This is a genomic window from Lysobacter enzymogenes (assembly GCF_023617245.1).
GTDB lineage: Bacteria > Pseudomonadota > Gammaproteobacteria > Xanthomonadales > Xanthomonadaceae > Lysobacter > Lysobacter yananisis.
Genome location: NZ_CP067396.1, coordinates 3,787,643 through 3,801,138, shown reverse-complemented (window position 1 = coordinate 3,801,138; position 13,496 = coordinate 3,787,643). Strand labels below are relative to the sequence as shown.

The 13,496-nt window shown below is 70.1% G+C and carries 14 protein-coding genes; 3 read left to right on the top strand and 11 right to left on the bottom strand.

Features of this window, described 5'->3' with window-relative positions:
• Positions 1-346: 346 nt before the first annotated feature.
• Together JHW41_RS15475 and JHW41_RS15470 are read right to left on the bottom strand one after the other, a co-directional pair.
• The gene (locus JHW41_RS15475) at positions 347-1,408 is read right to left on the bottom strand and encodes an IS30 family transposase (RefSeq protein WP_057945874.1); all 1,062 of its coding nucleotides are present in this window, start codon (positions 1,406-1,408) and stop codon (positions 347-349) included.
• An 818-nt stretch (positions 1,409-2,226) separates the two neighbouring features.
• Positions 2,227-3,009 carry an enoyl-CoA hydratase-related protein gene (locus JHW41_RS15470; RefSeq protein ID WP_250451059.1) on the bottom strand — a complete coding sequence of 261 codons (783 nt, stop codon included), beginning with the start codon at positions 3,007-3,009 and terminating at the stop codon, positions 2,227-2,229.
• A 132-nt stretch (positions 3,010-3,141) separates the two neighbouring features.
• On the opposite strand from JHW41_RS15470, the gene JHW41_RS15465 reads away from it, so the two are divergent.
• From JHW41_RS15465 to JHW41_RS15455, 3 genes are read left to right on the top strand one after another with little or no spacing between them, the layout of a single operon-like run.
• Positions 3,142-3,396, top strand: a complete 255-nt coding sequence (locus JHW41_RS15465; protein ID WP_057947167.1) for a FeoA family protein — start codon at positions 3,142-3,144, stop codon at positions 3,394-3,396.
• 17 nt (positions 3,397-3,413) lie between these two features.
• Positions 3,414-5,285, top strand: a complete 1,872-nt coding sequence (gene feoB / locus JHW41_RS15460; protein WP_250451049.1) for a ferrous iron transport protein B — start codon at positions 3,414-3,416, stop codon at positions 5,283-5,285.
• 10 nt (positions 5,286-5,295) lie between these two features.
• A complete protein-coding gene (locus tag JHW41_RS15455) occupies positions 5,296-5,538 on the top strand; it encodes a DUF6587 family protein (RefSeq protein WP_057947168.1) in 243 nt (80 codons plus the stop codon).
• Here the strand turns inward: JHW41_RS15455 and JHW41_RS15450 are convergent.
• From JHW41_RS15450 to JHW41_RS15410, 9 genes are all read right to left on the bottom strand, one after another.
• The gene (locus JHW41_RS15450) at positions 5,535-5,903 is read right to left on the bottom strand and encodes a hypothetical protein (RefSeq protein ID WP_057947169.1); all 369 of its coding nucleotides are present in this window, start codon (positions 5,901-5,903) and stop codon (positions 5,535-5,537) included. The two genes, JHW41_RS15455 and JHW41_RS15450, sit on opposite strands and share 4 nt — an antisense overlap.
• Positions 5,904-5,973: 70 nt before the next feature.
• The gene (locus JHW41_RS15445; RefSeq protein WP_057947170.1) at positions 5,974-6,513 is read right to left on the bottom strand and encodes a hypothetical protein; all 540 of its coding nucleotides are present in this window, start codon (positions 6,511-6,513) and stop codon (positions 5,974-5,976) included.
• Between the two features lie 42 nt (positions 6,514-6,555).
• Entirely contained in the window at positions 6,556-6,930 is a 375-nt protein-coding gene (locus tag JHW41_RS15440) for a hypothetical protein (protein WP_057947171.1), read from the bottom strand.
• Positions 6,927-7,541, bottom strand: coding sequence for a bactofilin family protein (locus tag JHW41_RS15435; protein ID WP_057947172.1), 615 nt, complete (start codon positions 7,539-7,541; stop codon positions 6,927-6,929). Before JHW41_RS15435 ends, JHW41_RS15440 begins: the two co-directional genes overlap by 4 nt.
• 94 nt (positions 7,542-7,635) lie before the next feature.
• Positions 7,636-7,827 (bottom strand): hypothetical protein, encoded by a 192-nt coding sequence (locus JHW41_RS15430; RefSeq protein ID WP_250443185.1) that lies wholly within the window; start codon positions 7,825-7,827, stop codon positions 7,636-7,638.
• A 38-nt stretch (positions 7,828-7,865) separates the two neighbouring features.
• Complete coding sequence (locus tag JHW41_RS15425) at positions 7,866-9,245, bottom strand: J domain-containing protein (RefSeq protein ID WP_250443182.1); 1,380 nt, start codon at positions 9,243-9,245, stop codon at positions 7,866-7,868.
• Positions 9,246-9,256: 11 nt separating this feature from the next.
• Positions 9,257-10,789 carry a J domain-containing protein gene (locus JHW41_RS15420; RefSeq protein WP_250451430.1) on the bottom strand — a complete coding sequence of 511 codons (1,533 nt, stop codon included), beginning with the start codon at positions 10,787-10,789 and terminating at the stop codon, positions 9,257-9,259.
• A complete protein-coding gene (locus JHW41_RS15415) occupies positions 10,786-11,793 on the bottom strand; it encodes a J domain-containing protein (RefSeq protein ID WP_250443180.1) in 1,008 nt (335 codons plus the stop codon). Before JHW41_RS15415 ends, JHW41_RS15420 begins: the two co-directional genes overlap by 4 nt.
• Positions 11,790-13,484 carry an Hsp70 family protein gene (locus JHW41_RS15410; protein ID WP_250443177.1) on the bottom strand — a complete coding sequence of 565 codons (1,695 nt, stop codon included), beginning with the start codon at positions 13,482-13,484 and terminating at the stop codon, positions 11,790-11,792. The genes JHW41_RS15415 and JHW41_RS15410 overlap by 4 nt, the downstream gene beginning before the upstream one ends.
• Positions 13,485-13,496: the final 12 nt, after the last annotated feature.

Sequence of the window (13,496 nt, the reverse complement as noted above, 5' to 3'; positions counted from 1 at the left end):
ATGTGGTTCGGGCGTGTGTCGTGGGCGCCATACGGGACGGTGCTGAAGCGTCGGGGGAGGCAGTGGCTTAGGCGGTGTTTGGGCGTTGTTGTTGGGTTTGCCGTTGAAGGTGCCGGAGCCGGTACTGTTGCCGTTGCCGTTGCCGTTGTCGTTGCTGTTACTGCCGTTGCCGTTCGCTTTGACGTAGCTCCACGTGAAGCCCATGCCGCGCAGACCCGAAGGGCGCGCGCATGGATGCGCGCGTGCGCCGTAGGGGCATGGATGCCCCTTACGGCGCATCCCCGCGAAAGGTGCTGGACCTAGTGGCTTTTGACCTTAAACAAGCGTTTTTCTTTGGTTGGCGGAGTCAATGTCCAAGTGCATCACCCTGCGCCCGCGGGTTTTTGAGTTCCTCGTAGAGCACCTCGACGGGCGAGCGCCTGCCCAGGCTACGGCGGGGGCGGTTGTTCATTTCCCACGCCACCTCTTTGAGGCGCTGCGCAGAATGCACCGACAGATCGGTGCCCTTGGGAAAGTATTGCCGCAACAAGCCGTTGGTGTTTTCGCAGGTTCCGCGTTGCCACGGGCTATGGGGGTCGGCGAAGTAGATCGCTAAACCAGTGCGTTCGCTCAACTGCCGATGCGATGCCATTTCCTTGCCCTGGTCGTAGGTCAAGGTCTTCTTCAAACTTTCCGGCACGCCTTCGAACGCCGAGCTGAAGGCCTCCAGCACCGTGTGCGCGGTCGCGTCGGCGAGCTTGACCAGCTTGACGTACAAGGTGCGGCGGCAGACCAATACCCCAATCGCCGAGCGGTTGTGCGCGCCCACGATCAGGTCGCCCTCCCAATGCCCCGGCATCAGGCGCTCATGCGCGGCCGGCGGCCGCAGGCGGATGTTGGGCAGATCCGGCAGATGGCCGCGGGCGTCGCTTCCCTGGCGCGTGCGGCGGCCGGACTTGCGCCCCTGCCGCAGCAGACGGGTCACCTGGCGGCGCAATTCGCCGCGCGGCATCGCATAAATCGCGGTATAGATCGTTTCGTGCGACACGCGCAGCCAGGGCCGGTCCGGGTACAGATCCCGCAGTTTGTCGGCAATCTGTTGCGGCGACCAGCACCGTTCCAGCCAATAGCGCACGCGTCGCCACAGCACGGTGTCGCGTCGCAGCTTGCGGCGCACGCGCGCCCGTCGCCGCAGTCGCTGGGCCCGCCGGCCCGCCCGGGTCGCATCGTAGCCAGGGTCGAAACGAGGGCGTCCGCGCAGCGGCGGCCCCGAATGGGACCGAAACCCATTACGGCGCAACTCGCGAGCAATTGTGCTTTGCGCCCGACCCAACGTCTGGGCGATTTGCCGTCCGCTCGCCCCTTGGGCGATCAAGACCATGATGGCCCCGCGCTCTTCTGCGCTCAGATGCGAATACTGCTGACCCATTCACAGTGCCTCACTGAGGTGATGCACTTGAGGTTAGAGACCAGCGCTACTTTCTTTTGTCGCGCTGACAAAAGAAAGTAGCTCGGCCGCTTGCGGACGAAAGCTTTTGATGGTGGCTTGTCGTCGCGCGAGACATCGGTAACGGCGAAAGAAACAGCAACGTCAACATGGGTTCCGGCTTTCGCCGGAATGACGGACGTGGGGTTGCGTATCCGACTGTAGGAGCGGCGCGAGCCGCGACCGCGGCAACGCAACCAAGGCGAAACTTTCACTGCGTTTGCGATGGCGCGGTCGCGGCTTGCGCCGCTCCTACAGGGGGCGTGCCGCGATGGGGTTCGTCTTTGTGTGTGCGTCCGCGTGACGAGAAGCGACGATCAAGAGCTTCCGTCCGCAAGCGGCCGGGTCACTTTCTTTGTCTTAAGCCACAAAGAAAGTAACCAAAGAAAAGGCCTTGTTTTTTCGGATCAAGAGCCACTAGGGCTCGAAAGTGGCGCGGGGCCGCGCCATAAGGGACATCCTGTCCCATGGCGCGCGTGCGCATCCATGCGCACGCCCTCCGGGGCTGCGGGACGACTGCATCGGGCTCGGGGGCGAGCACGAGCGAAGGCAACAGCAACGGCAACGGCAACGGCAACAACGAATCAAAATGGATTCCGGCTTTCGCCGGAATGACGACAGGCGGGCTGCGGTCGCCGTGGCCGAAGCCCTGTAGGAGCTGCGCAAGCCGCGACCGCGGCAATCGGACTACGGCGAAAGCCGACACGCCGCCGAATGCCGGCAACCTACGCCCGCGGCAGCGAGCAACCTGCCGCCGCGCCTTACTCGACCCAGCCGGGCTTGCGCTTGTCGAGAAACGCCGACAAACCCTCCTGGCCTTCCGCCGACACCCGCAACGACGCGATCAGCGCCGCGTTGTCCTGGTCCAGCCGCGCCCCGTCGCGTTCGCCGGCGACCCGCCGCACCAGCGCCTTCGCCGTCGCCGCCGCGTGCGGGCCGGCTTTCAGCAGCAGCGCGATCTGCTTGTCCACCGCTTCGTCCAGGCGATAGTTCGGCACCACCTGATGCAGCAGGCCGATCGCCTGCGCAGTGGCCGCCTCGAAGATCTCCGCGGTGGCGAACCAGCGCCGCGCCTGGCGCGCGCCGATGGCTTCGATCACGTACGGCGAAATCACCGCCGGCAGCAGCCCCAGCTTGCTCTCGGTCAGGCCGAACTTGGCCTCCGGCGCGGCGATGGCGATGTCGCAACAGGCCACCAGGCCGACGCCGCCGCCGAAGGCCGCGCCGTGGACGCGGGCGACGGTCGGCTTGGGCAGCTCGTTGAGGGTGCGCATCAGCCGCGCCAGCGCCAGCGAATCCTCGCGGTTGTCCGCCTCGCTGGCCTGGGCCATGCCGCGCATCCAGTTGAGGTCGGCGCCGGCCGAGAACGAGGCGCCTTCGCCCTCGATCACCACCACCCGCACGCCCGGGTCGGCGCCGGCGGCCTCCAGGGCGCCGGTCAGGGCGGCGATCAGCACCGCGTCGAAGGCGTTGTGCAGCTCGGGGCGGTTCAGGCGCAGGCGGGCGACCGGACCGTCGCGCAGGTTCAGCAGCGGGTGGTTCATCGGCATGGGGGAAGTTTGTGAGAGTTGGCCGAATGATACCGTTCAGCTTGATCCCTCCGCCCCTGTACGGCGGTCGGTGCTAGAATGAGAACAATTCCCATTTGGGACGCCACCTTCGTAGGAAGCCGCCCCTTGAAGCTGTCCGAATTGCCGCGCCGTATCGCGGCCACGGTCGAGACCGTCGATGACCAAGCGCCCAACGACACCATCGCAAGACGCCTGCGCGAACTCGGCTTCGTCGCCGGCGAGCGGGTCGAAGTGATGGCCGCCGGCCCCGTCGCCGCCGAGCCGTTGCTGGTGCAGATCGGCTACACCCGGTTCGCCTTGCGCCGCAGCGAAGCGGCGCGGGTGCGGGTCAAGCCGCTGTCGGCGGAGGGTGCGGCATGAGCGCCGCCGCTCCCGCGATGAGCGCGCCGCGCGAGGCCGCCGATAGCGCCCGGCGCGTGGCCCTGGTCGGCAATCCCAATTGCGGCAAGACCGCGCTGTTCAACCTGCTCACCGGCAGCCGGCAGAAAGTCGCCAACTACGCCGGCGTCACCGTCGAGCGCAAGGAAGGCCGCCTGCACGCGCCGTCGGGCCGGCATTACGCGGTGCTCGATCTTCCCGGCGCCTACAGCCTCAGCGCCGCGAGCCTGGACGAAGCGGTCACCCGCGACGTGCTGCGCGGCTTCTATCCGGGCGAACCGGCGCCGGACGTGCTGCTGTGCGTGGTCGATGCGACCAACCTGCGCCTGCACCTGCGTTTCGTGCTGGAACTGCGCGAACTCGGCCGGCCGATGATCGTCGCGGTCAACATGATGGACGCGGCCAAGCGCCGCGGCATCGGCATCGACCTGGCCGCGCTGGAGAAGGAGTTGGGCGTGCCGGTGGTGGCGACCGTCGCGGTCCGCCGCGACGGCGCGCGCGAACTCGTCGCCACCCTCGACCAGGTCGCCGCCGCGCCGCACGAGCCGCGCGCGCGCCTGGCCGAAGGCGCCGACCTGCACGCCGAGACCCGACGCCTGCTCGATCTCACCGTCACCATGCCCACCCGCACCGCCAAGGTCGACGACGCGCTCGACCGCTGGCTGCTGCATCCGGTGCTGGGGCTGCTGTCGCTGGCGGTGGTGATGTTCCTGATCTTCCAGGCGGTGTACGCCTGGGCCACGCCGCTGATGGACCTGATCGAGGCCGGCACCGCCTGGGTCGGCGAACAGGCCGGCGCGCTGCTGCCCGACGGGCCGCTGCGCAGCCTGCTGGTGGACGGCGTGATCGCCGGTCTCGGCGGAGTGGTGGTGTTCCTGCCGCAGATCCTGATCCTGTTCGCCTTCATCCTGGCGCTGGAGGAATCGGGCTACCTGCCGCGCGCGGCGTTCCTGCTCGACCGGATGATGGCCGGCGCCGGCCTGTCGGGCCGCTCGTTCATCCCGCTGCTGTCGAGCTTCGCCTGCGCGATTCCCGGAATCATGGCCACGCGCTCGATCCAGGACCCGCGCGACCGCCTGGCCACGATCATCGTCGCGCCGTTGATGACCTGCTCGGCGCGCCTGCCGGTGTACGCGCTGCTGATCGGCGCGTTCATTCCGCAGCAGAAGGTGTGGGGCGCGTTCAACCTGCAGGGCCTGGTGCTGTTCGGCCTGTACATGGCCGGCATCGTCAGCGCGCTGATGGTGTCGTGGGTGATGAAGAAGTGGCGCCGCGACAAGAGCGAGCACGCGCTGCTGCTGGAGTTGCCGTCCTACCGCATCCCGCATCCGCGCGACCTGCTGATCGGCCTGTGGGAGCGCGCCTGGATCTTCCTGCGCCGGGTCGGCGGCATCATCCTGGCGCTGACCATCCTGCTGTGGTTCCTGCTCTCGTTCCCGGGCGCGCCGGAAGGCGCCACCCAGCCGGCGATCGACTACAGCTTCGCCGGCCGCATCGGCCACGCGCTGTCGGCGGTGTTCGCGCCGATCGGCTTCAACTGGCAGATCTGCATCGCGCTGATCCCGGGCCTGGCCGCGCGCGAAGTCGCGGTGGCGTCGCTGGCGACGGTGTACGCGCTGTCGGCGGCCGACGACGACGCGGCCGCGCAGGCGCTGACCCCGATCATCACCGACACCTGGTCGCTGGCGACCGCGCTGTCGCTGCTGGTGTGGTTCATCTACGCGCCGCAGTGCATTTCCACGCTGGCCACGATCCGGCGCGAGACCGGCTCGTGGAAGCAAGTGGCGATCAGCGCGGGCTACCTGTTCGCGCTGGCCTACCTCGCCTCGCTGCTGACCTACCAGGTCGCGGTGGCGCTGGGCGCGGGCTGAGGAGGCAACGATGAGCGCCGGACTGTTCGCGCAATACGTGGCGATCGCGATCGCGGTGCTGGTCAGCGCGATCGTGGTCGCGCGCAAGCAATTCCCCGGCGCGGTGAGGCGCTTGCGCATCGCCTGCGCGCTGCCGTTGGTGCGCGAAGGCCGGCCGCCGTGGTTGCGCAGCCTGGGCAAACGCATCGCCCCGCCGGCGCGCGCGAGCGGGCCGAATTGCGGCGGCTGCGACAGCTGCGGGCCGTCGGATTAGGTTTCGCGCGGCGCGGCGGCGATGCGTTGCCGCCTCAGCCGCAGCGCGAAGGGCAGGGCGAGCAGCCAGCACACGACGAAGTACCCCGCCGCGAGCGCCGGCCAGGCCTGTTCGAACAGGTACACCGCCCACCAGTAATCGACCTGGCGCACGATCGTGTCGACCGATGCGAACGCCTGCTCCGTCCCGGGTTCGCGCAGCGGCGCCAGGCACAGGCGCAGGGCGGCGTAAACGACGGCGAGCGTCGCCGCCAGCGCCAGTGCATGCACGATCACGCCGTAGCGGCCGAACCCCAGGCGCGCGAGCGCCAGGATCAGCGGCGGCGACCACGCCGCCAGGATCAACAGATAGATCGGTTCGGGCATCCAGCGCTCCTAGCGGGCTCGGTGGGGCGGGCCCCGCGCTTGCGCATCGGAACGCGCGGGGCCGCGTCGCTCAACCCGCGCGGCTCTGCAGATAGTCCAGGGCCTCGCGCAGGTACGTGCGCGCCTCCTCCAGGTGCTCCGGCGCGCAGTCCTCGTCGAAGCGGCTGCCGCCGTCGCCGAAGCGCACATAGGCCTCGATCGCCTGCTCGTCCCAGAGAAAGTCCAGGATCACCACGAAATCGTCCGCGCCCGGCTCGTTGAACCGCGCCGCGCCGCGCAGCGGCGTCAGCAGCCGCAGCATCTCGTGGTAGTTCTCCGACGCCTGCAGCATGGCGATGCGCAGGGTGCGGCGGATCTCGTCGTACTCCACCGGCGGCGTGCCGGTCCAGGCGTCCTCGCGCCAGGCCTTGATGACCTCGGCCACGCTGGCGGCGTCCAGGTCGGCGAGGATCTCCGGCGGCACGCGGCTGCCGCCGCTCATTTCGCGGCGGTCGAACCAGGATTGCCAATCGGCGAAACCGGCCGGACGCGCCGGCGCGGAGTTCATGAACGCTTCGTACTGCTCGTGGCTGAGGGTGAAACGGGCGTACAGCGATGCGGGTTCCGACATCGTGAGGGATCCTTTCCTATGACACCGCCGCCGCGCCGCCGCTCAGCGGCGCAGCCGGCCCTTGCCGGCGGCCTTGTATCCGACCGCTTCGAACGCTTCGACCGAGAGGGTGAAGGTGCGCTCCTCCCCGGAGAACAGCGCACCCACGCCGACGACCTGGCGGGTGATCTCCTCGCCGCGGTCGTTCTTGATCGACAACACCATCGAATACTCCCACGCGCCGTCGCTGGGCGGGTGGCGGATGCTGCCTTCCACGCGCAGCGGCGAGAACCGTTTCGCCGCCAGCGCGTTGGCGTCGGAATCGAAGCGCAGGTGGTGCCGGCAGGCCGGGCACACGCTCGCCGATTCCAGGATCGTCGCCTTGCAGTGCGGACAAACGCGCGTCGCCCCGGGCATGCCCTGGCGTTGCGCGCTCATGAGTCGGCGCCGGTCTCCGCCTTGCCGCCCTTGTCGGACTTGCCGTTGTCGTTCTTGTCGCTCTTGTCGTTGCGCGCCACCGACTTGCCGCTGTCTTCCCAACCGAACTCGACCTGGCCGCGCACGCGCGCGCCGGCGGCGACGGTGACGGTGCCGGCCTTGACGTCGCCGACCACCACGCCGCTCTCCAGCAGCTCCACGCGCTGGGCCGAATCGATGTTGCCTTCCAGTTCGCCCGCGATCACCACCTTGCGCGCGCGCACGCCGCCGTTGACCTTGGCGCCGAGTTCGACGGTAAGGTCGCCGTCGACCTGCACGTCGCCCTTGAAGCGGCCGGCGATGCGGATGTGGCCGGCGCCGTGGATCTTGCCCTCGATGGTGAGGTCGGCGGCGATCAGCGATTCCTTGGCGGTCTCGCGCGCTTCGGCCGGACGCTGCTGCGGCGCGGGCGCCTGCGCGGGCGCGCTGATCGGCGCCGGCGTCGGCGCGCTGGGCTGGCCGAAGCTGAATTCGTTGGCCGTGTCGGGTTCTTTCTTGAGAGCGGTTTCCGGCTGCAGCGGCGGCAGCGGAGTGTCGCGCTTGGGCGGTGCGGGCTGGTTGAAGATGGCCATGACGCGGTGGTCCTCAAAGTCGGGGGATCAGGTGATGACACGCGTGAACTTTGGAGCCTAACACGCTGATACGAAGTGCCCACTGTGATGAATCTCACCGTTTCGGCGCGGCCGCGAAGGCCTGTGCGGATTCAGTTTCGACCCCTCGCGCGCGGCCTTGCGGCGCACGCGTGCGCACGTTCGCGGCGCGCGCGCGAACGCGCGCACGCACGACAGTGATTAAGAAATATTTCAGATCGATGAATGCGGTGCGCTGCGCCGTGGTCGCATCGGGCGAGGCGGCCACCACCGATCGAGGCTGGCGTTCGGGCGCTGCGGAAACGCTCAGGCCGGGTCGCCGGCGCTGTCTGGATCCGGCTCGCGCGCGGCGGGCCGGATCGGCCGCGGCGGCGCCGGGCCATGGCCGAACAGGCTGTCGTAGGCCAGCCAGCCGACCTGCGCCAGCAGCACGCCGCCGGCGCAGGAGGCGGCCAGTTCCAGGTCGGTGAACCAGCACAGCGGCAACAGCACCAGCGCGGTGCGCAGCAGGTAGATCGCCCAGCGCCACGGTCCCCAGTAGCCGCGATAGGCCAGGCGCGCATGGAACAGGTATTGGCGCGGATCGATCGACGCCGGCAGTTCGCCGCAGGCCTGGCGCAACTGGCCGCCGAGGCGGGCGACGGCGCGCGACAGTTCCGATTGCAGCGTCGCCACTCTCAGCGCGCGCCACGGCGAGTACGGCCGCTTGAGTTCCTCGACCACTTTCGGCGAGGGATGCCCGAACGCGCGCGCGTCTTCGTGCGTCAGCGCCCACAACGCGTTGTTGCGCAGGCGCAGCGGGTCGTTCTCGGGGTAAGCGAAGAACTCGCAGACCAGCTGCATGGCGTCGGGCGGCAGCGTCGAGGCGCCGCGGCCGGCTTCCAGCTCGCGATACAGCAGCGCGCCGACATAGTCGCGCAGGTCCGGGTCGCGCACCTCTTCGCGATACATCAGCCAGTTGCGCAGCGACTCCGGATTGCGGTGCGCGCAGCGCTCGCGCAGTTCGGCCAGGAACGCGCCGAAATCGACGCCGCTGCGCTGGCGCAGGCGATGCAGCAGCCAATGCCCTTGGGTGTCGAGCGTGCCGAGAGCGTCGAGGTCGAAGAAGCGCACGATCGCTTCCAACTGCGCGCTGGGCAGCTGCGGCGCCTGCGCCAGCGCGCGCGGCAATTGCGGGGCGATCACGTCCTTGACGTAGAGCGAATACAGCGGCGGGAATTCGCGCAGCCAGGCTTCGTAGTCGCCCGGCGACAGGCGCAAGGCGCCGAGGATGACGGCGTTGCCGATCTGGTCGATCGACAGTTCGATGCGGTCGTCGCCGTTGCCGTTGCCGTTGCCGTTGCCGTCGTTGTCGTTGTCGTTGTCGTTGTGGCCGGCGAAGGTCGCGTCGTCGGCTGCGGCAGCCGACGACGCATCGACGCGGCTTTCCGCAGCGCTGGCGGGCGGCGCATCGTGGTCGGCCTCGGCGCTTTCGTCCTGCTCCGGCTCGGCTTCGCTCTCCTGCAGCCAGCGCTCGTACTCGGCCTGGCGCAGCATCGACAGCGCGGCCTGATACGCCTCGTGCAAGGTCTGGAAGGCCTGCGCGTCCTCGTCCGGACGGGTTCCGCGCAGCGCCCGCGCGTAGGCGCGCTTGATCGCGCGCTCGTCGGCGTCTTGCTCCACTCCCAGGCGTTGGTGCGGGGTCATGTCGGCTCGGCTCAGTGCAGCAGGTAACCGGCCACGGCCACCGCCGCCAGGATCTGGGCCAGGCGCCAGAGCTTGCCGGCGCCGGCGCGGACTTCGGCCAGCGTTACGCCGAAACGGCGGGCCAGGGCGAGGTCGTGCAGCGGCAGCACCGCCGCGGCGGCGACGACGACCAACGGCGCCGTCGCGTCGTAAGCCCGCGCGGCCGGCGGCGTTATCGCCACGGCGGCGAGCGCGGCGACAAGCAAGCAGACCATCGCCGGCACCGGCGTGGCGCGCGAACGCGCCTGCACGAAGCCGACGATGCCGGCGATCAACGCGGCCTGGAACGGCAGCCAGTACGCGCAGGCCGCGCACGCGGCGAGCAGGGCCAGCGTGTAAGCGCTGAGCGGATCCCAGCGCATGCGCTGCACCATCCAGCGCTGCATGCGGCGCAGCCCGATCCAGGCCAGCGCCGCGGCGGCCCAGCCGGCGAAGACCAGGCCGATGTTGCGCGCGGCGTTGTCCCGCGGCGCCGGATCGAAGCCCATCAGCATCGAGAGGAACCAGATCGCGGCCAGGTAGTACAGCGGAATGCGCGCGGCGGCGATGGCGATGCGGCGCGGATCCAGGCGCTCGGGATCGCAGGCGCGCAGCCAGAAGCCGACCGCGCCGGGGTTGAGGCGCTGCTCCAGCCATTCCGGGCCGACCCGCTGCAAACGCAGCAACAGGCCGCGCAGGCGGCTCGGCAGCGTGGGGATCAGCGCGATCAGCGCGCGCCGCGGCCACAACGCCGGCCGTTGCAGTTCGTCGAACAGCCAGCGGTCGACCAGCCGGTCGTGGGCGTTGCGGTATTCGCCGAGGATGCGCTCGAACGCGGCGCTGCGCGCGCCGCGGTCGCTGGCGACCGCCAGCCAATGGCGCAGGCGCGGATCGGGATCGTACAGCGCGCCCAGATCGAAGTACTCGGCGATGACGTCGGTCGCCGCCGGCGCCAGCGGCGGTTCGCATTCGGCCAGCGCATGCGCCACCGGCGCGCGCAGCGCGTGCTTGAGTTGCAGCGAGTACAGCGGCTCGCAATCGCGCAGCCAGCGTTGCAGGTCGACGGTGAGGCGGCGTTGGGCGAAGTCGAACAGTTCGCTGAGGAAGGCTTGCAGGTCGAAGTAGCGCGGTTGCGGCTCGGCGGCGTGTTGCGGTTCCTCGCGCGCTGCGGGCCGCGACCCGGGCGCGGGCCGAGGCCGCGGCGGCGCGGCTTCGCCTGCCGGCGCGGGTGCGCGCGTGGGCGCCGCGGGCGGCGAGGGCGGTGCGGGCGCGACGGGGCCAGGCATCTCGCGCGCCGCTGTTTCGGTCTGCGCGTCGTCGCTGCCGCCTTCCGCGTCCTGCGCGGCGGCGAGCGCGAACGCGCGTTGCGCCGCGATGCGCAGGCACTGCTGGTAGGCCTCGTTGAGCGCCTGGAACCCGTCCGGATCGTCGTCGGGCCGGCAGCGCTTGAGTTCGCGCGCGTACGCGCGCTTGATCGCGCGCTCGTCGCTGTCGGGCGCCAGTCCGAGCCGATGGAACGGCGTCATGCCGGCCCGGTTCCGGCCCAGGCGGCGATGATGCGCACGACGATCGCCAGCCCCAGCAGCAGATAGACGATGGTGCCGGCGTCGATCTCGATCGGATGCTTGCCGCGCTTGCCCGGTTTGGGATCCGGATCGAAGCGGATCTCGCGCAGGTCCACGCCGCGCCGGCGGGTTTGCGCGCGCAGTTCGACGATGCGCGCCTGCAACCCGGCCGAATGCGCGTGCACGCTGTCCAGGTCGAAGAAGCGCAGCAGCGCGTCCAGTTGCGGCAGGTACAGCGGCGGCCGCGCGCTCAAGTGCGCGATCACGGCGGGCGCCAGCGCGTGCTTGCGCTCGAACTGGTAAAGCGCCGGGTGCTTGATGAGCCAGCGCTCGAGTTCGGCGACGGAGTCGGTTTCGGCGTGGCGATAAAGTTCGTCGAGGAAGCCCTTGGTATCGAATCCGGACGCGGCCGCCGGCGCCGTTTGCGCCGCGCCACCGGTGGGCGCGCGTGGAGTCTTCGCTGCGGCCGGCGCGGGCGGCGCTACCGGGACCCGCGCTGTGGGCGCGCCCGGCGCGACCGGTGCGGGCGTACCCGCGGGTGCGGCCGGCGCCTGCGGGTGCGTGGGGTCAGGCGCCGGCGGTGCCGCGGCCGACAACGGCGTCTTCGGTGCGGCCGGCGCGAACGGCGCCGACGCGGCCGGCGGTTGCGGCGCCGTCGGACCGTCGCGGGGCGCGGGCGGAACCGGCGGCGGCATGCGCGGCTCCGGCGGCGTGCGCGGCTCCGGCGCGGCCTCGCCGTCGGGTTCGTCTTCGTGTTGGTACCCGGCGGGATCCGTCGCAGCCGCGAGCTCGGCCACCGCGCGCCGCCGCACCGATTCCAGGCATTGCCGATACGCCTCGTTCAAACGCTGGAACCCGGCCGGATCGTCGTCGGGCCGGTTCGTGCGCAGCAGCTTGGCGTAGGCGCGCTTGATCTGCGCCTCGTCCGCGTCGGCGGACAGGCCGAGCGCGGCGAACGGGTTCATGCGCCGTTGGCCTGCGCTTCGACCGCGTCGAGGAAGTGGGCGAAATCGCGGCGGTGCTCGGCGATCAGCGCGTCGTCCTGCAGATCCAGCACGTTGCGGAAGCGCACCAGCGCGAGCTGCACCTGTTCGCGCGCCCACAGCAATTCTTCGTACAGGCGCTCGGCGCGCGCGACCAGCGCCACGTTCTCCTGGTGCTCGCGCGGATGCACCTTCAGCGCGGCCAGCGCCTGCAAGCGCTCGCGGATCTGTTCCGGGCTCAGCACGCCGGGGTTCTTCTCCAGCACCACCTCGCGCTTGAGGCCGCTGGCGACCGCTTCGGCCTCGACCTGCAACAGCCCGTTGATGTCGTAGGTGAAGCGCACATCGATCGGATTGTCCTGGCGCGCCTTGGCCGGCAGCTCGATGGTGATCGCGCCGAGCCGCACGTTGTTCTCCACCCGCGGGCTTTCGCCCTGGTAGATCTCCAGCTCGACCTTGCGCTGCTGGTCGTGCACCGGGAAATAGCGCTCGACCCGGCTCACCGGCACGGTGCTGTTGCGGTGGATGATCGGCGAGAACAGGCCGTTGACGTAGCGCCCGTCGACTTCCTGGCCGGTGCTCACGCCGAGGCTGTGCGGGCACACGTCGGTCAGCACCACTTCTTCCAGCGCCTGGTTGCGCGCCTTCATCCCGGCCGCGACGCAGGCGCCGTGGGCGATGGCCTCGTCCGGGTTGAGGTGGCGCAGCGGCAGCCGGCCGAACATCCGCGAGACCAACTTGGCGCACAGCGGCATGCGCGAGGCGCCGCCGACCAGGACGATCTGGTCGAGCTGGCCCGGGGTCAGCTTGGCGTCGCGCATCGCCCGTTCCAGGGGCGCGCGCAGGCGCTGCACCAGCGGTTCGCACAGGCGGGCGAAGCCGTCCTCGTCGAGACGCCAGCTGCGCGCCTGGCCGGACAGGGTGAGTTCGAGCGTCGCTTCGCCGCCGCTGGCGAGTTGCTGCTTGAACGCCTCGATGCGCCGTTCCAGCACCGCCAGCTCGCCCAGCGGCAGCGCGCTGGCCGACAGGCCGTGTTCGCGCAGGAAGCCGTCGAGCAGCGCGCGCGAGAAATCCTCGCCGCCGAGGAAGTTGTCGCCGGCGCTGGCGTGCACTTCCATGATCCCGTCGAACAGCTCCAGGATCGACACGTCGAAGGTGCCGCCGCCGAGGTCGAAGATCAGGTAGCGGCCGCCGTCGTCGCTCTGCTGCAGGCCGTAGGCCAGGGCCGCGGCGGTCGGCTCGTTGATCAGCCGCTCGACCTTGATCCCGGCCAGCTCGCCGGCGATGCGGGTGGCCTTGCGCTGGCTGTCGGAGAAGTAGGCCGGCACGCTGATGACCGCCTCGGCCACGCGCTCGCCGAGGTCGGCCTCGGCGTCGGCGATCAGCGACTTGAGCACCAGCGCCGACAGCTCCTCCGGACGGAACCGGTGCGAGCCCAGCGCGGTGACCCGGTCGCTGCCCATCCAGCGCTTGAACGCGGCCACGCTCTGGCGCGGGTGCGAGACCAGGCGCTCGCGCGCGGCCAGGCCGACGATGACGCGGTCGTCCTCGTCCACGCTGACCGCCGAGGGCGTCAGCAACGAGCCCAGCGCGTTGCGGATCAGGCGCGGGCCGTCGGCCGCGTACACGCCGATCAGCGAATGAGTGGTGCCCAGGTCGATGCCGACGATCATACGAACCTACAG

Bases quoted from the DNA above. Each gene is read 5' to 3' on its own strand.
- JHW41_RS15440 (WP_057947171.1), bottom strand. From the start codon at position 6,930: ATGAGCGCGCAACGCCAGGGCATGCCCGGGGCGACGCGCGTTTGTCCG.
- JHW41_RS15455 (WP_057947168.1), top strand. From the start codon at position 5,296: ATGAGCGCCGGACTGTTCGCGCAATACGTGGCGATCGCGATCGCGGTG.
- JHW41_RS15445 (WP_057947170.1), bottom strand. From the start codon at position 6,513: ATGTCGGAACCCGCATCGCTGTACGCCCGTTTCACCCTCAGCCACGAG.
- JHW41_RS15435 (WP_057947172.1), bottom strand. From the start codon at position 7,541: ATGGCCATCTTCAACCAGCCCGCACCGCCCAAGCGCGACACTCCGCTG.
- JHW41_RS15425 (WP_250443182.1), bottom strand. From the start codon at position 9,245: ATGACCCCGCACCAACGCCTGGGAGTGGAGCAAGACGCCGACGAGCGC.
- JHW41_RS15470 (WP_250451059.1), bottom strand. From the start codon at position 3,009: ATGAACCACCCGCTGCTGAACCTGCGCGACGGTCCGGTCGCCCGCCTG.
- JHW41_RS15450 (WP_057947169.1), bottom strand. From the start codon at position 5,903: ATGCCCGAACCGATCTATCTGTTGATCCTGGCGGCGTGGTCGCCGCCG.
- JHW41_RS15410 (WP_250443177.1), bottom strand. From the start codon at position 13,484: ATGATCGTCGGCATCGACCTGGGCACCACTCATTCGCTGATCGGCGTG.
- JHW41_RS15475 (WP_057945874.1), bottom strand. From the start codon at position 1,408: ATGGGTCAGCAGTATTCGCATCTGAGCGCAGAAGAGCGCGGGGCCATC.
- feoB (WP_250451049.1), top strand. From the start codon at position 3,414: ATGAGCGCGCCGCGCGAGGCCGCCGATAGCGCCCGGCGCGTGGCCCTG.
- JHW41_RS15415 (WP_250443180.1), bottom strand. From the start codon at position 11,793: ATGAACCCGTTCGCCGCGCTCGGCCTGTCCGCCGACGCGGACGAGGCG.
- JHW41_RS15420 (WP_250451430.1), bottom strand. From the start codon at position 10,789: ATGACGCCGTTCCATCGGCTCGGACTGGCGCCCGACAGCGACGAGCGC.